This is a genomic window from Streptomyces sp. TS71-3 (genome assembly GCF_018327685.1).
GTDB lineage: Bacteria > Actinomycetota > Actinomycetes > Streptomycetales > Streptomycetaceae > Streptomyces.
In genome coordinates, this window is sequence record NZ_BNEL01000001.1 from 3,912,735 (window position 1) to 3,935,521 (window position 22,787).

Annotated in this window: 19 protein-coding genes; 15 read left to right on the forward strand and 4 right to left on the reverse strand. The window is 70.8% G+C overall.

What is annotated here, in order from left to right; all coding sequences use genetic code 11:
* Positions 1-128 precede the first annotated feature (128 nt).
* The 3 genes from Sm713_RS15800 to Sm713_RS15810 all read left to right on the forward strand — a co-directional run bounded on the left by Sm713_RS15800 (position 129) and on the right by Sm713_RS15810 (position 4,499).
* Entirely contained in the window at positions 129-1,424 is a 1,296-nt protein-coding gene (locus tag Sm713_RS15800; RefSeq protein WP_212910250.1) for a glucarate dehydratase family protein, read from the forward strand.
* A gap of 360 nt (positions 1,425-1,784) precedes the next feature.
* Positions 1,785-3,131, forward strand: coding sequence for an MFS transporter (locus tag Sm713_RS15805; RefSeq protein WP_212912033.1), 1,347 nt, complete (start codon positions 1,785-1,787; stop codon positions 3,129-3,131).
* Positions 3,132-3,410: 279 nt separating this feature from the next.
* Positions 3,411-4,499 (forward strand): sulfite oxidase, encoded by a 1,089-nt coding sequence (locus Sm713_RS15810; protein WP_212910251.1) that lies wholly within the window; start codon positions 3,411-3,413, stop codon positions 4,497-4,499.
* 115 nt (positions 4,500-4,614) lie between these two features.
* Here Sm713_RS15810 and Sm713_RS15815 read toward each other — a convergent pair whose 3' ends face one another.
* Entirely contained in the window at positions 4,615-5,985 is a 1,371-nt protein-coding gene (locus Sm713_RS15815) for a 6-phospho-beta-glucosidase (protein ID WP_212910252.1), read from the reverse strand.
* A gap of 552 nt (positions 5,986-6,537) precedes the next feature.
* Here Sm713_RS15815 and Sm713_RS15820 point away from each other — a divergent pair.
* The 10 genes from Sm713_RS15820 (at position 6,538) to Sm713_RS15865 (ending at position 16,103) form a co-directional block, all read left to right on the forward strand.
* Positions 6,538-7,617, forward strand: a complete 1,080-nt coding sequence (locus Sm713_RS15820; protein WP_212912034.1) for a carbohydrate kinase family protein — start codon at positions 6,538-6,540, stop codon at positions 7,615-7,617.
* 270 nt (positions 7,618-7,887) lie between these two features.
* Positions 7,888-8,946 carry a PhoH family protein gene (locus tag Sm713_RS15825; protein ID WP_212910253.1) on the forward strand — a complete coding sequence of 353 codons (1,059 nt, stop codon included), beginning with the start codon at positions 7,888-7,890 and terminating at the stop codon, positions 8,944-8,946.
* A gap of 62 nt (positions 8,947-9,008) precedes the next feature.
* A complete protein-coding gene (gene ybeY, locus Sm713_RS15830; RefSeq protein ID WP_212910254.1) occupies positions 9,009-9,506 on the forward strand; it encodes an rRNA maturation RNase YbeY in 498 nt (165 codons plus the stop codon).
* Between the two features lie 4 nt (positions 9,507-9,510).
* Entirely contained in the window at positions 9,511-10,821 is a 1,311-nt protein-coding gene (locus tag Sm713_RS15835; RefSeq protein ID WP_212910255.1) for a hemolysin family protein, read from the forward strand.
* Positions 10,822-11,109: 288 nt separating this feature from the next.
* On the forward strand, positions 11,110-11,919 hold the full coding sequence (locus tag Sm713_RS15840) for a transposase family protein (protein ID WP_212907842.1): 810 nt from the start codon (positions 11,110-11,112) through the stop codon (positions 11,917-11,919).
* Between the two features lie 238 nt (positions 11,920-12,157).
* A complete protein-coding gene (locus tag Sm713_RS15845; RefSeq protein ID WP_212910256.1) occupies positions 12,158-13,810 on the forward strand; it encodes a site-specific integrase in 1,653 nt (550 codons plus the stop codon).
* Positions 13,811-13,924: 114 nt separating this feature from the next.
* Entirely contained in the window at positions 13,925-14,734 is an 810-nt protein-coding gene (locus tag Sm713_RS15850) for a transposase family protein (RefSeq protein ID WP_212910257.1), read from the forward strand.
* Entirely contained in the window at positions 14,731-14,886 is a 156-nt protein-coding gene (locus tag Sm713_RS15855; protein ID WP_212910258.1) for a hypothetical protein, read from the forward strand. The genes Sm713_RS15850 and Sm713_RS15855 overlap by 4 nt, the downstream gene beginning before the upstream one ends.
* Positions 14,883-15,461 (forward strand): DUF6262 family protein, encoded by a 579-nt coding sequence (locus Sm713_RS15860; RefSeq protein WP_249416313.1) that lies wholly within the window; start codon positions 14,883-14,885, stop codon positions 15,459-15,461. Before Sm713_RS15855 ends, Sm713_RS15860 begins: the two co-directional genes overlap by 4 nt.
* A gap of 288 nt (positions 15,462-15,749) precedes the next feature.
* Complete coding sequence (locus Sm713_RS15865) at positions 15,750-16,103, forward strand: cytidine deaminase (RefSeq protein WP_212910260.1); 354 nt, start codon at positions 15,750-15,752, stop codon at positions 16,101-16,103.
* A gap of 294 nt (positions 16,104-16,397) precedes the next feature.
* Here Sm713_RS15865 and Sm713_RS15870 read toward each other — a convergent pair whose 3' ends face one another.
* The 3 genes from Sm713_RS15870 to glsA form a co-directional block, all read right to left on the reverse strand.
* Positions 16,398-16,736 carry a P-II family nitrogen regulator gene (locus tag Sm713_RS15870; protein WP_212910261.1) on the reverse strand — a complete coding sequence of 113 codons (339 nt, stop codon included), beginning with the start codon at positions 16,734-16,736 and terminating at the stop codon, positions 16,398-16,400.
* A complete protein-coding gene (locus Sm713_RS15875; protein ID WP_283249778.1) occupies positions 16,733-18,076 on the reverse strand; it encodes an ammonium transporter in 1,344 nt (447 codons plus the stop codon). Before Sm713_RS15875 ends, Sm713_RS15870 begins: the two co-directional genes overlap by 4 nt.
* 228 nt (positions 18,077-18,304) lie before the next feature.
* On the reverse strand, positions 18,305-19,939 hold the full coding sequence (gene glsA, locus Sm713_RS15880; protein ID WP_212910263.1) for a glutaminase A: 1,635 nt from the start codon (positions 19,937-19,939) through the stop codon (positions 18,305-18,307).
* A gap of 425 nt (positions 19,940-20,364) precedes the next feature.
* Here glsA and Sm713_RS15885 point away from each other — a divergent pair, with 425 nt between their 5' ends.
* Both Sm713_RS15885 and Sm713_RS15890 read left to right on the forward strand, forming a co-directional pair.
* Entirely contained in the window at positions 20,365-21,543 is a 1,179-nt protein-coding gene (locus Sm713_RS15885) for a GTPase Era (protein WP_212910264.1), read from the forward strand.
* Between the two features lie 231 nt (positions 21,544-21,774).
* On the forward strand, positions 21,775-22,785 hold the full coding sequence (locus tag Sm713_RS15890) for a LacI family DNA-binding transcriptional regulator (protein ID WP_212910265.1): 1,011 nt from the start codon (positions 21,775-21,777) through the stop codon (positions 22,783-22,785).
* Positions 22,786-22,787: the final 2 nt, after the last annotated feature.

Below are 22,787 nucleotides of genomic sequence, written 5' to 3' on the forward strand. Positions count from 1 at the left end.
CCGTTGACGCCATCACGTTCGCGTACCTAATCTACGTCTTCATACGTAGACGACATCTATATAGAGAGATCACGACCGGACACGCCCCCGCGGAACGGGGCCGGACGCGATCTCCTGGGAGCCGCCCCGTGAGCCGTGACCTGACCATCGCCGAGGTGCGTCTGACGCCGATCCTCGTCGCCGACCCGCCGCTGCTGAACACGCAGGGCGTGCACCAGCCGTACACCCCCCGGCTGATCATCGAGGTGGTCACCGCCGAGGGCGTATCCGGCTTCGGCGAGACGTACGGCGACGCCAAGTACCTGGAGCTGGCCAGGCCGTTCGCCGAGCGGCTCACCGGGCGGCAGGTGAGCGGTCTGAATGGGCTCCTCGGCGCCGTCGACGAGGTCGCGGTCGACCAGGCGCGCGTGAGCGAGGCGGTGGACGTGGGCGGGCTGCGCGGGGTGCAGACGGCCGACAAGCTGCGGCTGTCCGTCGCCTCCGGTTTCGAGGTGGCCTGCCTGGACGCGCTCGGCAAGGCGCTCGGGGTGCCCGTGCACGCCCTGCTCGGCGGCAAGGTCCGCGACACCGTCGAGTACAGCGCCTACCTCTTCTACAAGTACGGCGCCCACCCCGAGGGCGTCGCGAGCGAGCCCGACGACTGGGGCGAGGCGCTGGACCCGGCCGGGGTCGTCGAGCAGGCCCGCAGGTTCACGGAGCGGTACGGCTTCGGCTCGTTCAAGCTGAAGGGCGGGGTGTTCCCGCCGGACGAGGAGGTGGCCGCCGTCCAGGCGCTCGCCGAGGCGTTCCCGGGCCGCCCGCTGCGGCTCGACCCCAACGGCGCCTGGTCCGTGCCCACCTCGCTGAAGGTCGCCGAGGAGCTGGCCGGTGTCCTGGAGTACCTGGAGGACCCCACCCTCGGCACGTCGAACATGGCCGAGGTGGCGGCACGGACGGACGTACCGCTGGCCACCAACATGTGCGTGACGACCTTCGCGGAGATCCCGGAGGCCTTCACCAAGGACGCCGTCCAGGTCGTGCTCTCCGACCACCACTACTGGGGCGGGCTGCGCAACACCCAGCAGCTCGCCGCCATCTGCCGCACCTTCGGCGTCGGCATATCCATGCACTCCAACACCCACCTCGGCATCAGCCTGGCCGCCATGACCCATGTCGCGGCCACCGTGCCGGGCCTGCACCACGCCTGCGACTCCCACTACCCCTGGCAGTCCGAGGACGTGCTCACCGAACGCCTCACCTTCGACGGCGGCGGCGTCACCGTCTCCGACGCGCCCGGCCTGGGCGTCGAGGTCGACCGCGACCGGCTGGCGTTCCTGCACCGGCGCTGGCTCGACGACGACGGATCGATGCGCGACCGCGACGACGCGGCCGCCATGCGCGTCACCCAGCCGGGGTGGACCACTCCGGCCGTGCCGCGCTGGTAGTCGCGTCGAACGCGGCCGTCCCGGGCCGCCCGGGTGCCGCGCCCCCCAACGACAAGTCGACATATCGCCGATCACCGGACCCGCGCCGCGCCGTGTCGCGCGGTGCGGGCCGGCCGGCCGCAAGGAAGCGAGCCGCTCGTGTCCGGCACCTCCCCCGAACTCCCCGGTCCCGACCCCGACCCCACCCCCGCGTCCGACTCCACCCCCGCGTCCGCGCCAGGAACGTCCCCCGCGTCCACGCCCGGAGCGTCCCCCGCGCCCCCCGCGTCCGGCTCGCCGGGCGCCGCTCCGGAGCTGCCGCCGGCCGTGCGCTCCGCGGTGCACAAGATCTTCCGGCGGGTCGTGCCGCTCTTCTTCATCATGTTCGTGGCGAACTACATGGACCGGGTCAACCTCGGCTTCGCGCAGGACCAGTTGCGCGCCGACGTGGGGCTGTCCGCCGGCGCCTTCGGGCTCGGGGCGGGCATCTTCTTCATCGCCTACGCCATCTTCGAAGTGCCCAGCAACATGCTGATGGAGCGCTTCGGGGCCAAGGTCTGGCTCACCCGGATCATGATCTCCTGGGGTGTCGTGGCGGGCGCCATGGCGTTCGTGACGAACGCGGAGACGTTCTACGCCCTGCGGTTCCTGCTGGGCGTCGCCGAGGCGGGCTTCTTCCCCGCGGTCATCTACTACTTCAGCCGCTGGCTGCCCGACTCGCACCGCGGCCGGGCGACCTCCATCTTCCTCATGGGCTCCGGCACGGCCACCGTCGTGGTGGGGCCGATCTCCGGCGCCCTGCTGGAGATGCACGGGGTGTGGGGGCACGCGGGCTGGCAGTGGATGTTCTTCATCGAGGGCGTCTTCTCGATCGTGCTCGGCTTCGTCGTGTACCGGTTCCTGGACTCGGGCATCGAGGGCGCCCGCTGGCTCACCGACGAGGAGAAGACCGGCCTCGTCGCCGTCATCGACGCGGAGCAGCAGGTCCGCGCTGAGCAGCGCCGCACCGAGCAGGTCTCCCGCTGGCGGCTGCTGGCCGACCCGCAGATGCTGCTCTTCCTGTGGATCTACTTCGCGATCAACGTCGCGCTGTACGCGGTCACGTTCTGGCTGCCGTCGATCGTGGACGACATCGGCGGGCTCAGCGACTTCCAGGTGGGGCTGCTCACCGCGGTGCCCTGGCTGTTCGCGATCCTCGCGGTGTGGGTGGCCGGGCGGCTCTCCGACCGGATCGGCAAGCGGCGTCCGGTGCTGATGGTGCTGCTGGTACTGGGCGGTGTCGGCACGCTGCTCGCGGTGTTCGTCTCGCCGTGGGTGGGCCTGGGCGCGCTCTGCCTGGCGGCGATGGGGTTCAAGCCGGCCTCGCCGATCTTCTGGACGATCCCGCAGAGCTACCTCGACGCGCGGGCCGCGGCTCCCGGCATCGCCCTGATCAACTCGCTGGGCAACCTCGGCGGCTTCGTGGCCCCGACGGCGTTCGGGATCATCGAGGACGCCACGGGCTCCACCAAGGCGGGGCTCGTGGGCCTGACGGTGATCGGTTTCCTCGCGGCGCTGAGCGTGCTGCTGATCCGCGGGGGCGGCCGCAACGACCGGGTGCGGGCCACACCGCCACCGGCCGCGGCACCGGCGGTCAGGCGAGAGCGGCCGTCGTCGCCGGGCGCGGCCCGCACCGGACGGGCCCTGCCGGGTCGCCACGGCCGTGGAACGGCGGCGCAGGGCGCCTGACGAAGACGGGGCCGGACCTGCCTGGCCGGGCTCCCGCCCGCGTCCGGGCCGGCCGCACCACAGCGGCCGGCCCGACCACCCGCGGGCGCGCCGTGTCCCGGCGGGGAGGATGCCTGCGCGTGCCCCTTCCCCGCCCGCCTTCTCCGTCCGCCCTGCCCGTCCGCCCCGGGAGGACGCGGCGCCCCGGGCGAGCGGAAAGGTGCCGCTCAGGGCGCCGTACGGGGGACGGTGGGCCTCGCGGCGCGGCCCCGCCATGCGGCGGCGGGTACACCTGCCGGCATGGACCTGTGGGGCAAGAGGGACGACATGGTGGTGCACGAGCGGGAACCGTTCAACGCGGAGCCACCCCGCACCGCGCTGGCCGAGATGCCGTTGACGCCGGTCGAGTCCTTCTACAGCCGAAACCACGGTCCGATCCCCGAGACCGACCCGGTGGCGTGGCGGCTGCGTGTGGACGGCCTCGTGGAGCGGCCGATGGAACTGTCCCTGCAAGAGCTGCGGTCCCGCTTCGACGAGGCCGAGCTGGACGCGACGCTCCAGTGCGCCGGCAACCGGCGCGCCGGGCTCGCCGAGGTGCGCGACATCCCCGGCGAGGACCCGTGGCGATCCGGCGCCGTCTCCACCGCCCGCTGGAGCGGTGCCCGGCTCGGCGACGTGCTGGCCGCGGCTGGACCCCGTCCGGAGGCGGCCCACGTCGCGTTCGCCGCCCCGGACGTCTCCCCGGTGGCCGACCCGCCCCAGTCCTTCGGGGCGTCCATCCCCGTGGCCAAGGCCCTGGGGCCGGAGGTGCTGCTGGCCTGGGCGATGGACGGCCGGCCGCTGCCACGGGTGCACGGGGCGCTGCTGCGGGTGGTGGTGCCCGGCTGGATCGGCGCCCGCAGCGTCAAGTGGCTCACCCGCGTCACCGTTCAGGCCGAGCCGTCGGTCAACTACTTCCAGGCCACCGCCTACCGCCTGCTGCCTCCCGGCGCCGACCCCGTCCAGGCCGGCCCCGGCGACGGCATCTCGCTCGGGCCGCTCGCGTTGAACTGCGACATCCTCAGCCCCGACGACGGCGCCCGGGTGCCGCCCGGGCCGACCGAGGTCGTCGGCTACGCACTGGCGGGCGACGGCCGCAGCGTCGCGCGCGTGGACGTGTCCGTGGACGGCGGGCACTCCTGGGCCCAGGCCGAGCTGGAGGCGGACGCGGACCCGTGGGTGTGGCGGCGCTGGCGCATCGTGGTGGACCTGCCCGCGGGGGCGGCCGAGATCACGGCGCGGGCGTGGGACTCCAGCGGCTCGGCCATGCCCGAGTCCCCGGCCCACCTGTGGAACCCGAAGGGATACGTCAACAACTCCTGGGCCCGGATCCGCCTCGACAGCCGATGACGGCGGTATGCGGGCCGACGGGGACACTGGCGGGCTCTCCGGGGCCCGGGTACCGCCAGGCCCTCGGGCGTCCGCCCTTCCGGGCCAGGGGCGGGGCCGGTTGCCCCGGGCCGGTTCACGCCTCGGCGGCCCGTTCCAGGATGCGGGCGGCGACGGCGGGGGAGTCGACGAGGGGGTGGAGCGCGAGGGCGCGCAGGGCGGCGGTGCGGTCCTTGAAGAGGGCGGCGTCGATCGTCGCGCGCTCCACCGCCTTGAGCTGGAGCATCAGGCCCAGCTCGGCCGGTCCCAGCGGGGCGGCCGGCAGCGGCCTGGCGCCCTCCGCGCCGACCTCGCAGACGGTCTCGATGATGGCGTCCGGGGGTAGTTCGGGGACGGTGGTGCCGTTGGGCACGTTGAGGATCAGGCGGGTGCGGCGGTCGGCGGCGATGGCCCGCATCAGGGCGAGAGCCACCCGGTCGTAGCCGCCGCCGTCCAGATCGCAGGTGTCGCGCTGCCCGCCGCCGCTGGCCGCGCGGCTGTCCGCCCCGTAGGTCTCCTCCCGCTGTAGCCGGGTGTCCTCCCACAGCTCGTACGCCCGCTCGGGCTCACGTGCGGCCCGTGCGAAGAAGTCGCGCTGCTGGTGGTCGAGGAACGCGCCCCGGGTCTCCTCGGCGCCGAGCACCGCGGCGAGGGTCTCCCGGCGGAAGTAGTAGTAGTGCAGGTACTCGTTCGGCAGGGCGCCCAGCGCCTGGAGCCAGCCGGCGCCGAACAGCTTGCCCTCCTCGAAGCCCCCGAGCGCGTCGGCGTCCGCGAGCAGGCCGGGGAGCAGGTCGCGGGTGCCGTCGTGCAGGGTCCGCAGCCAGCCGAGGTGGTTGAGGCCCACGTAGTCGTAGGACGGGGCGGGGGAGCCGGCACCGTCGGCACCGGCCGGGGGCGCACCGAGGAACAGGTCGGGATCGCTGCCCGCCGCCCGCGCCGCGCGCCGCACGAGGCCCACCGGGGAGTCGCAGATGCCGATGACCCGCTCGCCGAGCACCGCTGACATGGCCTCGGTCACCATGCCGGCGGGATTGGTGAAGTTGATGACCCACGCGCGCGGGGCCACGGCCGCGGCCCGCTCCGCGATATGCAGGGCCACGGGAACCGTACGCAGCCCGTACAGCACGCCGCCCGCCCCCACGGTCTCCTGCCCGAGCACACCCTCACCGAGCGGCACCCGCTCGTCCCGCACCCGGCCCGCCGTACCCCCCACCCGGATCGCGGAGAAGACGAAGTCCGCCCCGCGCAGGGCGTCGTCGAGCCCCTCAGCGACGCGCACGACGGGAAAAGAGGCCCCACCCCCGCCCGCGGCATCCGCATCCCGCACCTGCTCCAGCACGGATTGCACCACCCCGACCCGCGCCGGATCCGGGTCGTACAACACCAACTCGGAGACCTCGCCCCCACCGAGGGCCCGGTACACGAGCGGAACCCGAAAACCGCCACCACCGAGAATCGTCAGCCTCATGGCCCGGAACGTACCCCATCCCACGGACACCCCCACGAGCACGCACCCGCCGCCCCAAGCAGGGACGCGGGGACCGCGCGAGAGACGCCACGACGACAGCAAGGGGGCAGGGCGACTGATCGGGGCGCAGCCCCGCATGGAGGGGGCGCGGGGAACTGCGCGACAAGCCACGACGGCGCGGCACGTGGGAACGGGCGTGAGGGGGCAGGGCGACTGATCGGGGCGCAGCCCCGCACGAAAGGGGCGCGGGGAACTGCGCGACAAGCCACGGCGAGGCCGCACGCCGGAATGGGCGTGAAGGGGCAGGGCGGGCGATCGGGGCGCAGCCCCGCATAAAAGGGGCGCGGGGAACTGCGCAAAAGTCACGGCGAGCCCGCACGTCACGCCCGCCGTGAGGAGGCAGGCGTGGTGACCGGGGCGGCAGCCCCGCCGGTACCAGAGAACCCGCCGCAACGGGGCGCGGCCCCACCCCCTGTCACCCCCATCGGGCACACTGGCCTGGTCAGCATCACGCAGGGGAGGTGCACCGTGACGGAAGACGACGCAGAGCCGATGCGTCCGGTCCCCCTCGACCCGCTCACGGCAGTGCGGGCCGCCCAGGACCCCGCCATCGACGTCTACCTCACCGGGACGGTCTTCCTCGACATCATCTTCACCGGACTCGACAGCGCCCCGGTGCGCGGCACCGAGTCCTGGGCCCGCGGCATGGGCTCCAGCCCGGGCGGCATCGCCAACATGGCGACCGCCCTGGCCAGGCTCGGCCTGCGCACGTCGCTCGCCGCGGCGTTCGGGGACGACCACTACGGCGAGTACTGCTGGGACGCGCTGGAGCAGGGCGAGGGAATCGACCTGGCCTCGTCGCGCACGGTACCCGGCTGGCACTCCCCGGTGACCGTGTCGATGGCCTACGAGGGCGAGCGGACGATGGTCTCGCACGGCCACGAGCCCCCGCCGGAGGAGCCCGCGCCCCGCTGCCCGCCACGCGCGCGTGCCGCCGTCGCCGCACTCACGCCCGGCCGCTCGGCACCGTGGATCGCGGAGGCGGGCCGGCGCGGCACCCGCATCTTCGCGGACGTCGGCTGGGACGACACCGGGCACTGGGACCTCGCCGAGCTCTCCGACCTCCGGCACTGCGAGGCGTTCCTGCCGAACGCCGAGGAGGCCATGCGGTACACCCGCACCAGCTGCCCGCGGCGCGCCGCACGCCTGCTGGCCGAGCAGGTGCCGCTCGCGGTGGTGACGCTCGGTTCCGAGGGGGCGTACGCCGTGGACGGCGCGTCCGGCGAGGAGGCCGAGGTGCCGGCCATCGACGTGGAGGCGCTGGACACGACCGGCGCAGGGGACGTCTTCGTCGCCGGCTTCGTGACCGGGACGCTCGCGGGCTGGCCGCTGGCCGACCGGCTGGCGTTCGCGGGGCTCACGGCGGCGCTGTCCGTTCAGGAGTTCGGCGGGTCGCTCTCGGCGCCCGGCTGGTCCGAGATCGCCGCCTGGTGGCGGCACGTGCAGCAGTACGACGACCAGAACCCGTCCGCGCTGCGGCGGTACGCCTTCCTGGACACGCTCCTGCCCACCACGGCCCGCACCTGGCCGCTGCGCCGAGCGGTGCCCACGATCGGCTTCCGCCGCGTGTGAACGTCCACTTGCGCATCCGCCCCGTCACACGCGCCCACGGAGCGTGACCGGGCGCCGGCGGGGGAGCCGGGCGGACCGAGGACGGGCCCCGGCCGCACCCCGCCGACCCCGCCCGGCCCGCTCCCGCGCCGCGGTCCCGGCCCCGATACTCCAGGAAAAGGGGGTCTTGGTTGTCGGTGCCCCGACGTACCCTGGAACCTGCCGGGAGCGCCCCGGCGGCATGGCAGGATGCCGCACACAGGAGGAACTGCAGGCCTCAAGAGCCGGCCCATGACTCACACACCCACAGCACACGACCCAGCGCAGCGGCAGCGGCAGGCACGAGCGCACTTCACCGTCCCCGCACAGCACCCCATGGTCACGGTCCTGGGCTCGGGAGACGCCCTGCTGCGTGTGATCGAGAAGGCCTTCCCGGCGGCCGACATCCACGTCCGGGGCAACGAGATCAGCGCCGTGGGCGATCCGGCGGAAGTCGCCCTCGTGCAGCGCCTGTTCGACGAGATGATGCTGGTGCTCCGCACGGGGCAGCCGATGACGGAGGACGCGGTGGAACGCTCGATCGCCATGCTCAGGGCGAGTGAGAACGGCGAGAGCGACGTCGAGGAGACCCCCGCGGAGGTCCTCACGCAGAACATCCTCTCCTCCCGCGGCCGCACCATCCGCCCCAAGACCCTGAACCAGAAGCGCTACGTCGACGCCATCGACAAGCACACGGTCGTCTTCGGCATCGGCCCCGCCGGCACCGGCAAGACCTACCTGGCGATGGCCAAGGCCGTGCAGGCCCTGCAGTCCAAGCAGGTCAACCGCATCATCCTGACCCGCCCCGCGGTGGAGGCCGGCGAGCGCCTCGGCTTCCTGCCGGGCACGCTCTACGAGAAGATCGACCCCTACCTGCGCCCGCTGTACGACGCGCTGCACGACATGCTCGACCCCGATTCCATCCCCCGCCTGATGGCGGCCGGGACGATCGAGGTCGCCCCGCTGGCCTACATGCGCGGCCGCACGCTGAACGACGCGTTCATCATTCTGGACGAGGCGCAGAACACGAACCCCGAGCAGATGAAGATGTTCCTCACCCGCCTGGGCTTCGACTCGAAGATCGTGATCACCGGTGACGTGACCCAGATCGACCTGCCCAGCGGCACCAAGAGCGGCCTGCGCCAGGTCCAGGAGATCCTGGAGGGCGTGGACGACGTCCACTTCTCCCGGCTCACGTCGGGTGACGTCGTCCGCCACAAGCTGGTCGGCCGTATTGTCGACGCGTACGAGGAGTTCGACAGCCGCAACGGCACGGTCAACGGCGGCCAGTCCCACCGGGGCGGCCGCTGAACCGCCGCCGAGGGTGCCGTACCCCGCTGGCCCAGTAACGGAAAGTGGACCGAGCAGCAGTCATGTCGATCGACGTCAACAACGAATCCGGTAGCGAGGTGGACGAGCGGGCGATCCTCGACATCGCCCGCTACACCCTCACCCGGATGCGCATCCACCCGCTCAGCGAGCTCTCGGTGATCGTCGTGGACGAGGGCGCCATGGAGCAGCTCCACATGCAGTGGATGGACCTGCCGGGGCCGACGGACGTCATGTCCTTCCCCATGGACGAGCTCCGCCCGCCGTCCAAGGACGACGACGAGCCCCCGCAGGGCCTGCTCGGCGACGTCGTGCTCTGCCCCGAGGTCGCCGCCCGGCAGGCCGAGGAGGCCCCCACCCGGCACAGCATGGACGAGGAGCTCCAGCTCCTCACCGTGCATGGCGTGCTCCACCTGCTGGGCTACGACCACGAGGAGCCCGACGAGAAGGCCGAGATGTTCCGCCTCCAGTCGGCCATCGTGGACGGCTGGCGCGCCGAGCAGGGCGTGCCGGGACCGTCCCCGGCCCCCACGGTCTCGTAGCGCCGTGACCGTCCAGTTGATCATCGGCGCGGTCCTGCTCGTCCTGATCGCGTGGCTGGCCGCGTGTGCCGAGGCCGGTCTCGCGCGCACCTCCAGCTTCCGCGCGGAGGAGGCCGTGCGCTCCGGCCGCCGCGGCAGCGCCAAGCTGGCCCAGATCGCCGCGGACCCCACCCGCTACCTCAACGTGGCGCTGCTCGTCCGGGTGGCGTGCGAGATGGCGGCGGCGGCCATGGTGACCTACGTGTCCCTGCGGGGGTTCGACAGCACCTGGGAGGCGCTGCTCGTCGCGATCGGCGTGATGGTGCTGGTCAGCTATGTCGCCGTGGGCGTCTCGCCGCGCACCATCGGCCGCCAGCACCCGCTGAACACGGCCACGGTCGCCGCGTACGTCCTGCTGCCGCTGGCCAGGATCATGGGCCCGATCCCCTCCCTGCTGATCCTCCTCGGCAACGCCGTCACCCCCGGCAAGGGCTTCCGCAGGGGCCCGTTCGCGTCCGAGGCCGAGCTGCGCGCGCTGGTCGACCTCGCCGAGCAGGAGTCCCTGATCGAGGACGAGGAGCGCCGCATGGTGCACTCCGTCTTCGAGCTGGGCGACACGCTCGTCCGGGAGGTCATGGTGCCCCGCACCGACCTCGTCGTGATCGAGCGGTACAAGACCATCCGCCAGGCCCTCACACTCGCGCTGCGCTCCGGCTTCTCCCGGATCCCGGTGACCGGCGAGAGCGAGGACGACATCGTCGGCATCGTCTACCTCAAGGATCTGGCCCGCCGCACGCACATCAGCCGCGAGGCCGAGTCCGAGCTGGTCTCCACCGCGATGCGGCCCGCCACCTTCGTCCCCGACACCAAGAACGCCGGCGACCTGCTCCGCGAGATGCAGCAGGAGCGCACCCACGTCGCCGTCGTCATCGACGAGTACGGCGGGACCGCCGGCATCATCACCATCGAGGACATCCTGGAGGAGATCGTCGGCGAGATCACCGACGAGTACGACCGCGAACAGCCGTCCGTGGAGAAGCTCGACGACGACCGGTACCGGGTCACCGCCCGGCTCGACATCGGCGACCTCGGCGAGCTGTACGGCCTGGAGGCCTTCGACGACGAGGACGTGGAGACCGTCGGCGGGTTGCTCGCCAAGGCGCTCGGGCGGGTGCCGATCGCCGGGGCGTCGGCGGAGGTGGCGCTGCCGGACGGGCGGGGGCTCAAGTTGACCGCCGAGTCGGCGGCGGGGCGGCGGAACAAGATCGTCACCGTTCTTGTGGAACCGGTTGCTCCGGTGGAGCGGGGCGCTGGCGCGGGCGCGGCGGGGGTGTAACGGTTCCGGTCCCCTGGCAGGGGCGCCCCGCGCGGTGGCCACCAAGCGGTGGCGCCTGCTCCGTGAGGGGCACTTCTCGGCCGGCCGTTTCTCGGGCAGCGCGATCAGCAAGGACTCTCGGGAAGTGCGCCAGTGAGGTTTTCTCAGAGAAATGATCTTCGCGAAGCGTTGTGAACCGCTCGCCTCGGGGTGGATCGGACGAACTCATCCTGGTCGTGAGCAGACGTAAAGCCCCTGGTAGGACAGGTCTCACCACAAGAACTCGTCCGACCCACCAGAGGCTTCACGTTGGTCACCTATGTTGCCACGCTCGATGTTCCGCGCCATGTCGTGGATCACCTTTCACGACTGCTGGCCGCCCACCGGCGACGGTTGGGCACTCCGCGGGGGTCGCGGGCGCTGGGTCCGTTCCGTCAGGCCGTGCTGGTGCTGCGCTGGTTCCGCGAGCAGGCGTGCGTGCACTGTCTGGCCCGCGACGCCGGGGTCTCCCAGGCCACCGGCTACCGCTACCTCCACGAAGGCATCGACGCGCTGGCCGCCCAAGCCCCCGACTTGCACGACGTCCTGAACCGCTGCCGGCGGGAAGGAATGACGCACGTGATTTTGGACGGCACACTCATCGAGTCCGACCGTCTCGCCGGCGTCCGCGACAACGGCAACGACCTGTGGTTCAGCCAGAAGCACAAGGCGTTCGGCGGCAACGTGCAGTTCCTGTCCTCCCCGAACGGCACCCCGCTGTGGGTCTCCGATGTCGAGCCCGGCTCCACCCCCGACATCACAGCGGCCCGTATCCACGTCCTGCCCGTTCTGTACAAGGCCGCCGCCGACGGTTTGCCGACTCTTGCCGACAAGGGTTACATCGGCGCCGGAATCGGCATCCACATCCCGGTGCGCCGCCCCCAGGGTAGATCTGAGCAAGCCCTCCACACCGATACCCGAACCACGAACACCCTGATCAGAGATCTGCGCGCCCTCGGCGAACGCGCAGCCGCCGAACTCAAGGAACGCTGGCGCGCGCTCAAGAAGGTCTCGCTCAGTCCCAGCCGGATCGGCGACATCGCCCGTGCCGCACTCGTCCTCAACGGAATCTTGAAATGATCTTCGTTGAGAAAACCTCATTGGCTGCAACCGCGAGCAGATCACATACCAGCTCTGCCGGTCACACCAGTCCCGGAAAGATTGGGAGGCCTGTTCCCGGTCTGCCGTTCTCCCGGTCCTACGCAGTCACCAATTCTGGCTTGGAGGCCTGAATCCTGTGGTCAGGATCGAGGTCTTGTTCGCTCTCCAGGCCCGCGAAAGGGCCGGACGTCGCCTCGATCCCACAATGGTACGGCTGGTGGTTCAGCATCTGTCGGACGTGGACACGCTCCGCGGCCTCGACATCGCGTCGCTTGACTTTGGTGGGATGCGGAACAGTACAGCTGGACGATCACTGCTGGGGGCGATGCAATACACCGTTGAATACGAATTCCGGCAGTTCTCCGGCGATGACCCGAGCCTAGAAGACGTATGGGATGGTGCCGCGATGGGCCTGTGGGCTGCTTCGCATCGGCGCTACGGCACACACAGCGGCACCATCGACTTCACCACCGTCCGACAAAGGTGGCTCAGGGAGATCATCAAGGAGTGGGGCCGCTCGGTTCGCCCTGATATGCAGACGCTTCGCGTCAGTCTCAAAGCATTCAGCATCGCCTCAGACGCGCTCGCACGGCGCCCTGGCGGTGGAGAAGTGTCTTCTCGCCTCAACGGCGCCGACATGACAGCCGTTGTTCAGGCCATCAAGGACGCCCGCAAAGACGATGACTTTCCCTATGCAGCCAGCAGCCTCGTCGCCTTTCTCGGAGGGTGGTTCAACGTCCTGGACTTCGCTCGCTCCAGCTGTCTCATGGAAGACGTGCAGGGCTCGTTCAGCCGTGCCCGACACCACCGCATCAAGCTCACAGAGGCTAACGAAGAGCAGGCCGGGCGAGCCCTGCCAGACGTTGTCATCCAGCAGCTCGACGCAAACCTCCACTTCCTTACCAGAAGCCATCACGGATGGAGCGAAGAGACCTTCCGGCTGTTCTATCGAACCGCCTACACGATCCTGCGCGACACCGGGCGGCGAATCGGCGAAGTGGTGACCTTGAAGACAGGGTGCATCGAGGTCGTCGACGGGCATCCGCAGCTCATCTACGACAACCACAAGGCCCGTCGCCACGGTCGCCGCCTCCCCGTCACCCAAGAGCTTGCCGACACCATCCTGACGTGGGAAAAGCACCGGGCTGAGCTTTCGCTGGCGGAATCGGCTTTGCCTTGGCTGTTCCCGAGCCCTATGCACAAGGCACGCGGGAAAGGACGCCTCCACGTCGACAGCTTGGCTCACACCCTCCGCGATTGGGTTCGCTCCATCCCGCAGATCGACAGCGACATCATCGACCCCGATGGGGAGCCGCTGCCGTTCGACCGGTCGAAGATCACCGCGCACGCCTTCCGGCACACCTATGCCCAAAGGCACGCGGATGCAGGGGTGCCGGTGGATGTACTCCGCGACCTGATGGACCACAAGTCGATGGACACCACCATGGGCTATTACCAGGTCACGCTGAAGCGGAAGCGCGAGGCGGTCAAAGCCATGGCGCCGTTGGCGGTTGACCGGTTCGGAAACTCGTCCCCGATTCCCGCTCAGCGTTATGAGATCGGGTCCGTCGCGGTGCCGTTTGGCAACTGCACCGAGCCCAGCAACGTCAAGGCAGGCGGCGGCTCCTGCCCCATCCGCTTCCAGTGCGCGGGGTGCAGCTTCTACCGCCCCGACCCGTCCTACCTGCCTGCGATCGAAGACCACGTCCGCAGCCTCAAGGCCGACAAGGAGATGGCGGACGCCATCGGAGCGGCCCCGTTTGTGCTCGACAACCTCACCGCGCAGATCGACAGCTTCCGGGAGGTCGTTTCCACGATGCGTGGCCAACTGAGGTTTTCTCAGAGAAATGATCTTCGCGAAGCGTTGTGAACCGCTCGCCTCGGGGTGGATCGGACGAACTCATCCTGGTCGTGAGCAGACGTAAAGCCCCTGGTAGGACAGGTCTCACCACAAGAACTCGTCCGACCCACCAGAGGCTTCACGTTGGTCACCTATGTTGCCACGCTCGATGTTCCGCGCCATGTCGTGGATCACCTTTCACGACTGCTGGCCGCCCACCGGCGACGGTTGGGCACTCCGCGGGGGTCGCGGGCGCTGGGTCCGTTCCGTCAGGCCGTGCTGGTGCTGCGCTGGTTCCGCGAGCAGGCGTGCGTGCACTGTCTGGCCCGCGACGCCGGGGTCTCCCAGGCCACCGGCTACCGCTACCTCCACGAAGGCATCGACGCGCTGGCCGCCCAAGCCCCCGACTTGCACGACGTCCTGAACCGCTGCCGGCGGGAAGGAATGACGCACGTGATTTTGGACGGCACACTCATCGAGTCCGACCGTCTCGCCGGCGTCCGCGACAACGGCAACGACCTGTGGTTCAGCCAGAAGCACAAGGCGTTCGGCGGCAACGTGCAGTTCCTGTCCTCCCCGAACGGCACCCCGCTGTGGGTCTCCGATGTCGAGCCCGGCTCCACCCCCGACATCACAGCGGCCCGTATCCACGTCCTGCCCGTTCTGTACAAGGCCGCCGCCGACGGTTTGCCGACTCTTGCCGACAAGGGTTACATCGGCGCCGGAATCGGCATCCACATCCCGGTGCGCCGCCCCCAGGGTAGATCTGAGCAAGCCCTCCACACCGATACCCGAACCACGAACACCCTGATCAGAGATCTGCGCGCCCTCGGCGAACGCGCAGCCGCCGAACTCAAGGAACGCTGGCGCGCGCTCAAGAAGGTCTCGCTCAGTCCCAGCCGGATCGGCGACATCGCCCGTGCCGCACTCGTCCTCAACGGAATCGCGAAATGATCTTCGTTGAGAAAACCTCACTCGCCGGGCTGAGCGAGGAAGAGCGGCAGGAGATCGAAGAGGCCAGCAAGACGCTGCGGAAGGCGCGGGCGACCTCCGTGCACAAGCTGCTTCCGCTGACCGTGGTCAACCAGCGCGAGGAGAAGCCGTGAACGTCCCCGGAGATCCCCGCGCAACTGCTTTGAAGGCCGCGCGGCAAAAGGACAGCGAAGCAAAGCGAGCGCGCGTCCTGGATGTGTTGGCGAGGATGCAGCGCGACGGGGTGAAGATCACGTTCGCAAGCGTCGCGAAGGCCGCGGGCGTCTCCACCTGGCTCGTCTACGCCGTGGGCGTCCGCGAGTACATCGAGGCAGCGCGGCAGGACCAGCTGGAGCACGGAATCGAGACGCCTCCGGCCGCTGTCCCACCGCAGTCACAGGTCAGCCTTGACAGCCTGAAGACCGACCTCGCCCTGGCCAGGCAGCAGATCAAGGAGCTGAGGGCGGAGCGGGACAAGCTGCGGGAACGGCTCCGGCTTCAGCTCGGAGCAGAGCTGGACCAGCAAGACAGCTCCAACCTGGTCGCGGTCACCGACGAGTTGTCCCGTGAACGGGATGACCTCTCCCATCAGCTCTCCCAGGCCAAGGCGGACAACCAGGTGCTACGTGAGCGCGTCACCGAGTTGGAGGACGACCTGACAGCTTCCCGCCAGAGCTTGCGGAAGATGATGCGCACCAACTCCGCGTGACCAACGTCCCTAACGGCATTGGCACGGCTACTACCTGCGACAAGAGCGAATGCGCTAGAGATAACCGTTCACGACCGCGACCACAACGCAGCCCGTAACGTCCTGTTCGAAGGACGCCGTATCGTCGCCGCCGGACGGGCGGAGACGCTAAACGCCTGTGGAGTGCCGGTAAGACGGGCACACGTGCCCGCACAGCGCGGTGAAGCAGGAAGCCCCCGGAAGGGTCAGACGACCCAGGCCGGAATCCCTGGACTTCAGGCCAGGGAACACGTCAAGTATCCTCGGGGCATGATCGACAGCAGTGCCCTCGACCCCGAGGACCGCAAGATCGTCACCCTGGCCCGCTCGGCCCGGGCCCGCAACTCCGTGCCGGAGGGCGCGGCCGTACGGGACGAGACCGGTCGCACCTACGTCGCCGGGACGGTGGCGCTGGACTCGCTGAAGCTGAGCGCGTTGCAGACGGCGGTGGCCATGGCGGTGGCGTCCGGGGCGCGGTCGTTGGAGGCGGCGGCGGTGGTGACCGAGGCGGGGGCGCCGTCCGGCGCCGATCGTGCGGCGGTGGCGGATCTTGGTGGTCCTGCGACCCCCATCCTGCTTGCCGGGCCCGACGGCAGCGTCAGGTCCACGACTCCGGCGGGCTGAGCGGGTCCCCGGGCGCGGTCGCCCGCCTCCTGGCCTGCCGGCGGGGCTTTTTCGGGGCTGCGCCCCGGCGTCTGCCCCCTCGGGAGCGTGGTCTCGCTGCGGCCTCGTCGTGGCTGGCCGCTCCCCCACTGCCTTGAGGGCGTGGGAGGTACCCCCACCCCGCGCCCCTTTCGGGGCGCGCCTTCAAGGCCGATCAGCGCCCCGAGGGCGCGGGGAACTGCGCGAGCAACCCGCCACCGGGCGGAGGTCCCGGAGTGACCGGAACAACCCCCTTCGGGGGGCCCGGGTGGCCGGCTAGAGAGCGTCCGGCCCCCGCTCACCCGTCCGCACCCGCACCACCGAGTCCACCGGCACCGCCCACACCTTGCCGTCCCCGATCTTTCCGGTACGCGCCGCGCGCACCACCGTGTCGACGACGGCGTCCGCCTGGGCGTCCTCGACGACGACCTCGATGCGGACCTTCGGCACCAGGTCCACGCGGTACTCGGCGCCCCGGTAGACCTCGGTGTGGCCGCGCTGCCTGCCGTAGCCGCTGGCCTCCGTGACCGTCAGGCCGTTCACGCCGAGTTCCTGGAGCGCGGTCTTCACCTCGTCCAGGCGGTGCGGCTTGACGACCGCGGTGATCAGCTTCATTCGGCGGGGCTCCTGTCCTTCGTCAGGCCAGGCGTGAGAGACGGTGTCTGCGGGGCGCCGTGGCCGAGCACCCCGTGATCGTAGGCCGTCTCCGCGTGCAGTGTCTGGTCAAGGCCCGTCATCTCCTCGTCGCCGGAGGCCCTGAAGCCCATCAGAGCCTGGATGGCCTTGCCGATGGCGTACGTCACCGCGAACGTGTACGCCGCCACGCACACCACCGCCACGGCCTGCTTGCCGAGTTGGGCGGCTCCGCCGCTGTAGAACAGGCCCTTGGCGCCGCCCGTCATCGAGGCCGTCGCGAAGAGGCCGATGAGGAGCGTGCCGATGACGCCGCCGACGAAGTGCACGCCGACGACGTCGAGCGAGTCGTCGTAGTTCAGGCGGAACTTCCACGCCACCGCGTAGGAGCAGACCACGCCCGCGGCCAGGCCGATCACCGCCGCGCCCGGCATCGCTACCGTCCCGCACGACGGCGTGATCGCCACCAGCCCCGCGACCGCGCCCGACGCGGCGCCGAACGTGGTGGGGTGGCCGTCGCGGCGCTGCTCCACGAAGAGCCAGCCGAGCAGGCCCGTGCAGCCGGCCACGACGGTGTTGAGCATCGAGGCCGCCGCGAGGCCGTCGGCGGCGAGGGCGGAGCCGCCGTTGAAGCCGAGCCAGCCGAACCAGAGCAGGCCCGCGCCGAGCATCACCAGCGGAAGGCTGTGGGGGCGCATCGCGTCCTTCTTGAACCCGATGCGCGGCCCGAGCACCAGCGCGACGGCGAGCCCCGACGCGCCGGACGCGATCTCCACCACCAGCCCGCCCGCGAAGTCCAGGGCACCCAGCGAGTGGGCGATCCAGCCGTCCGGCCCCCACACCCAGTGCGCCACCGGGACGTATACCAGCAGCGTCCACACCGGCACGAAGACCAGCCACGCCGTGAACCTGGTGCGGTCCGCGATGGCCCCGCTGATCAGGGCCGCCGTGATCATGGCGAAGGTGAGCTGGAAGGTGCTGAAGAGGAGCGTGGGGACGGTACCGGTGAGGGTGTCCGGGCCGATCCCCGCCATGCCGAGGTGGCCGGCGTCTCCGATGAGCCCGGCGAAGGCGTCGTCGCCGAACGCGAGCGAGTAGCCGGCGACCAGCCACACGACCGTGACCAGGGCGATGGAGACGAAGCTCATCAGAAGCATGTTGAGCACGCTCTTCGTGCGCACCATGCCGCCGTAGAAGAGCGCGAGTCCCGGTGTCATCAGCAGGACGAGTGCGGTGGCGGCGAGCAGCCAGGCGGTGTCGCCGCTGTCGAGTCCGGCGGTCTGCGCGGCGGCCTGCGGCGCCAGGGTCTGCACGGTCTGCACGGGATCGCTCCTCCGGTGGCCCTTCGGGGGCCGCTGGTGCGGCGCCTCCCACGGGGGGAGGGCAGCACGGGCGGCTCCGATCGAGGGTCGCGTCCGCCCGTTTCGCTCCCGCGACATGGGCGTTTCCGGGGTGTTTCGCGTAACCCGGGTGTTACCGGGGCCTCATCTGCGCCCTGCATGCCGCCCCGTGAGCCTGACCCCCCGTAACCCGGTGGCCGCCGTGCGCGCTCAGCGCACCGCGGCCGGCGACGGAGTCAGGAGCGCGACCACGCTGTCGTGCCCTCCGCGCTCGGCGTCGGACAGCGGCGTGCCGCCCCAGCGGTCCCTGGCCTCGGGGTCGGCGCCGTGGTCGAGCAGGAACCGGACGGTGTCGGCGTGCCCCTCCGAGGCGGCGAGGTGCAGGGCGGTCCTCTTGTCGTAGTCGACGGAACCCGGGTCCTTCCCGGTGGCGAGCACCGCCCGGACCTCGTCCAGGTCACCCTGGCTCGCCGCCCACAGCAGCCGCGTCGTCGACGCGATCCGCTCCTCGTTCCTGCCTCGCCGAGGATCGCGCTTGCCGGACCCCTCGCCGGGAGTGAAGGTGTCGTAGACGTGGAAGTTGTAACGCGTCACGAGTTCCTTGCAGAAGCCGACCCCGCGTACCGGATTGCCCAGCGCGTCCAGTCGCGGGGACCAGACACACACCCCCATGACACCGGGGACCACGATCATCAGTCCACCGGAGACGCCGCTCTTGGCAGGCAGGCCGATGGTGAAGGCGAACTCGCCGGAGTAGTCGTACATTCCGCACGAGGACATGAGCGAGAGGCACTTGCGCACGGTGTCGGCGGAGAGGATCCGCTCGCCGGTTAGAGGGTTCACGCCGTAGTGGGCCAGGGTCGCCGCGACGACCGACAGGGACCGCGTGTCGAGTTCGATGGAGCAGCACTGGAAGTAGAAGTCCAACGTCTCCATGAGGTCGGTGCCGAGGGGGAAGGAGCGCTTCTCGCGCATGAAGTAGCCGAGGGCGAAATTGCGGTCGGCCGTGCGCCGTTCCGAGAGGTAGACGGCGTTGTTGAATCCCACGGTCCCACCCCCGGAAAGCCTGTGCCAGGTTCCCGCCACGTGGTCGAAGCGGTCCGCCAGGTCCCAGTCGCTGTGCAGCAGGGAGCAGCACATGATGGCCCCGGAGTTGATCATCGGGTTGTGGGGGAGACCCTCACCGTTGAGGGTCAGTTCGTTGAACCCGCGGCCGCTGGGCTCCCGGCCGACGTGGCGGTGAACGAGTTCGGTGCCGTGCTCCTCCAACGCCAGGCAGTAGTTGATCGTTTTGCTTATGGACTGGATGCAGAAGGCGGTGTCGGCGTCTCCCGCGGCGAAACGCTGCCCGTCCACCGTGCACAACGCGACCCCGAACTTCTCCGGGGAGACGCGGCTCAGCTGGGGGATGTAGTCGGCGACATGCCCTTCCTCGACCTGCTTGAGATCCTCGTAGATACGGGAGATCTCCTTCTGGAACGGGCCGAAGTCCGGTATGACGAAATCGCCCCTGACCGCCTTCGTGAGGACGTTCCCGCCCACCTTGCAGAGACCGATGAACCGGTCGAGATCGATCCCCGACCGCCCTTCGGTGTCCGCATCGCCTCGCAGCGCCGACCACACCTCCGCCATGCGCGGATCGGTCTCCGAGATACCGGACTCCCGAAGACGGCTGACCAGCGCGGACGCTGGGATCCTGCCCTCCGCGTCGATGCTCAGGGACGTGAACAACCTGTTGTAGTAACCGACTCCGAAGTCGTCCTCCGGCGTCCCGGCGGCCGGCGCGCCCTGCGGTGGCCGGCCGGGTGGAGACAGCCGTGCAGCGGCCTTCTTCGTGGCGGGCATGGCGAACGTCCACATCTCTCGGGCGGGAAGGGCGTCTCCTTCCCGCGGGCTCCAGCTTGAAACCCCATTTTCATGGGGCGGCGGAAGGGGCACGGGGTCAGGTGGAGTGAATCACGTGACCAGGGGATTCATCTGCTCCCGAACGTGATGGACCGATGCAGGGCGCTGCCCCGGCAGCGGCGTGTGCCCGGCGGGTCCTCGGCCTCGGCTCATGGTGAGCGGCCCCGGCCCCGGCCGGCTGTCCGGCGTCCCGCCGGCGGAGAGCGGCGCCGGGCAGGCCGGACGAGTCCGCATCCCGCGTCACCGCGTGCGTGCGGGTCCTGCGGGCGCGCGAGCCGGCTCCCACGGCTCTGATCGCCCGGCGCGCTCCGCACCGTACCCGACTGCGTGCACAGCGCCCCCCGCCATCGGCGACAATAGGCAGCATGACCAGCCGCACCCAGCCGTCAGAGTCGGCCCAGCAGCCCCACCGGGCAGGCTTCGCCTGCTTCGTGGGCCGCCCCAACGCGGGCAAGTCCACCCTGACGAACGCCCTGGTCGGACAGAAGGTGGCCATCACCTCCACCCGCCCTCAGACCACCCGCCACACGGTCCGCGGCATCGTGCACCGGCCCGAGGCGCAGCTCGTCCTCGTCGACACGCCTGGGCTGCACAAGCCCAGGACCCTGCTCGGCGAGCGGCTGAACGACGTCGTGCGCACCACCTGGGCCGAGGTCGACGTCATCGGCTTCTGCCTCCCCGCCGACCAGCGCATCGGCCCCGGCGACCGCTTCATCGCCAAGGAGCTCGCGGGCATCAGGAAGACCCCCAAGGTCGCCATCGTCACCAAGGCCGACCTCGTCGACCACCAGACGCTCGCCGAACAGCTCATGGCCGTCGACCAGCTCGGCAAGGACCTCGGCATCGAGTGGGCGGAGATCATCCCGGTCTCCGCGGTGGAGGCCATCCCGGGCCCCGCAGCCGGGCAGAGCCCCGTCGCCGCCGGCACCGGAGCCGCCGCGACCGGGAAGGCCGGCGCCGCCGCGGGGACGGCGGTGGGAGAGGCCGGCGCCCCCGCAGGGACGGGAACCGGGGAGGCCGACGGGACCGCGCCCGCGGAAGCCGCGCGTGCCGGCGCGCCGCAGGATGCGCCCCCCGGGACCCCCGCCCCGCGCCGGGGCCGCCCCGCCGACGGCCAGGTCGGCCTCCTCGCCGACCTCCTGATCCCGCTGCTCCCCGAGGGCCCCGCCCTCTACCCGGAGGGCGACCTCACGGACGAGCCGGAGCAGGTGATGGTCGCCGAACTGATCCGCGAGGCCGCCCTTGAGGGCGTCCGCGACGAACTGCCGCACTCCATCGCGGTCGTCGTGGAGGAGATGCTGCCGCGCCCCGACCGCCCCGCGGACCGGCCGCTGCTGGACATCCACGCCAACGTCTACATCGAGCGCCCCAGCCAGAAGGGCATCGTCATCGGCCCCAAGGGAAAGCGCCTGAAGGACGTCGGCATCAAGTCCCGCCAGCAGATCGAGGCCCTGCTCGGCACCCCCGTCTTCCTCGACCTGCACGTCAAGGTCGCCAAGGACTGGCAGCGGGACCCGAGGCAGCTGCGCAAGCTCGGCTTCTGACGTTTCCGGCACGCTCGATTCCGACGTCCGTCCTGGCACGCTCGACAGTGACGGCGATGACGGACCGGCGTCGGGGGACCGGCCCAGGCCACCGGAGCGCTGTGGCCGGAGCCGGAGCCGGAGCGCGGATGCGCCGGCCCCCCGCGCCGGACGCCGGGAACACCGGGATGAAATCCTTTTCACGCCCAGGTACCCTAGTAGGGAGAGGGCGCGGAAAGGACATGGACACAGGTGGTGACGATCCATGACGTGGCGCGTGCCGCCGGTGTCTCACCGGCGACCGTGTCCCGCGTCTTCAACGGCGGCAAGGTCACGCCCGCACGGGCCCTCTCCGTCCAGCAGGCGGCGGCCGCGCTGGGGTTCGCGCCCAACCGCGTGGCCCGCTCGCTGCGCAAGCAGCAGTCCAGCGTGATCGGCCTGGTCATACCGGACATCGGCAATCCGTTCTTCACGTCCCTGGCACGCGGCGTCGAGGACGCGGCGCAGCGCACCAGCCTCTCGGTGGTGCTCTGCAACTCCGACGAGGACACCGAGAAGGAGCGCCGCTACCTTCAGGTGGCGCTCGGCGAGCAGATGGCCGGGGTGATCGTCGCGGCGGCCTCCCGGGACAGTACGGATCTGGGGCCGCTGATCGAGCGCGGCATCCCGGTCGTGGCCGTCGACCGCAGGCCCCACGAGGCCGATGTGGACGCGGTGATGGTGGACAACCACCACGGCGGCGAGGTCGCCACCCGCCACCTCCTCAAGTCCGGCTACCGCAGGATCGCCTGCATCACCGGCCCCCAGGGCGCCTCCACCTCGGAGGAGCGGCTCGCCGGCTACCGCGCCGCGCTGGCCTCCGCGGCACCCCGGCCGGCGGACGCCGGAACCGGCGGCTACGTGCGGCACGCCGACTTCCGCGTCGAGGGCGGCCGGCTCGCGATGCGCGAGCTGCTGGCCATGCCCGAGCCGCCCGACGCCGTGTTCGTCGCGAACAACCTGATGGCCATCGGCGTCCTGGAGGCGCTGCGCGAGGCCGGGCAGGAGCCGCCGGACCTGGGCGTGCTGTCGTTCGGCGACATTCCCTGGGCGTCGCTGGTGCGGCCCTCGCTGACGACGGTCGAGCTGCCGTCGTACGAACTGGGCCGCACGGCCGCGGACCTGCTGCTGCAACGGATGTCGGGCGGCACGGCCGCCCTCCAGACCGTCGTCCTGCGCACCACGCTGCACGCCCGGGAGAGCACGGCGGGGCCCCGCCGCTAGCC

Coding starts and splice junctions, on each gene's coding strand:
- Sm713_RS15885 (WP_212910264.1), top strand. CDS start 20,365: ATGACCAGCCGCACCCAGCCGTCAGAGTCGGCCCAGCAGCCCCACCGG.
- Sm713_RS15810 (WP_212910251.1), top strand. CDS start 3,411: ATGGACCTGTGGGGCAAGAGGGACGACATGGTGGTGCACGAGCGGGAA.
- Sm713_RS15815 (WP_212910252.1), bottom strand. CDS start 5,985: ATGAGGCTGACGATTCTCGGTGGTGGCGGTTTTCGGGTTCCGCTCGTG.
- Sm713_RS15865 (WP_212910260.1), top strand. CDS start 15,750: ATGATCGACAGCAGTGCCCTCGACCCCGAGGACCGCAAGATCGTCACC.
- Sm713_RS15805 (WP_212912033.1), top strand. CDS start 1,785: ATGTTCGTGGCGAACTACATGGACCGGGTCAACCTCGGCTTCGCGCAG.
- glsA (WP_212910263.1), bottom strand. CDS start 19,939: ATGCCCGCCACGAAGAAGGCCGCTGCACGGCTGTCTCCACCCGGCCGG.
- Sm713_RS15870 (WP_212910261.1), bottom strand. CDS start 16,736: ATGAAGCTGATCACCGCGGTCGTCAAGCCGCACCGCCTGGACGAGGTG.
- Sm713_RS15825 (WP_212910253.1), top strand. CDS start 7,888: ATGACTCACACACCCACAGCACACGACCCAGCGCAGCGGCAGCGGCAG.
- Sm713_RS15855 (WP_212910258.1), top strand. CDS start 14,731: ATGATCTTCGTTGAGAAAACCTCACTCGCCGGGCTGAGCGAGGAAGAG.
- Sm713_RS15820 (WP_212912034.1), top strand. CDS start 6,538: ATGCGTCCGGTCCCCCTCGACCCGCTCACGGCAGTGCGGGCCGCCCAG.
- ybeY (WP_212910254.1), top strand. CDS start 9,009: ATGTCGATCGACGTCAACAACGAATCCGGTAGCGAGGTGGACGAGCGG.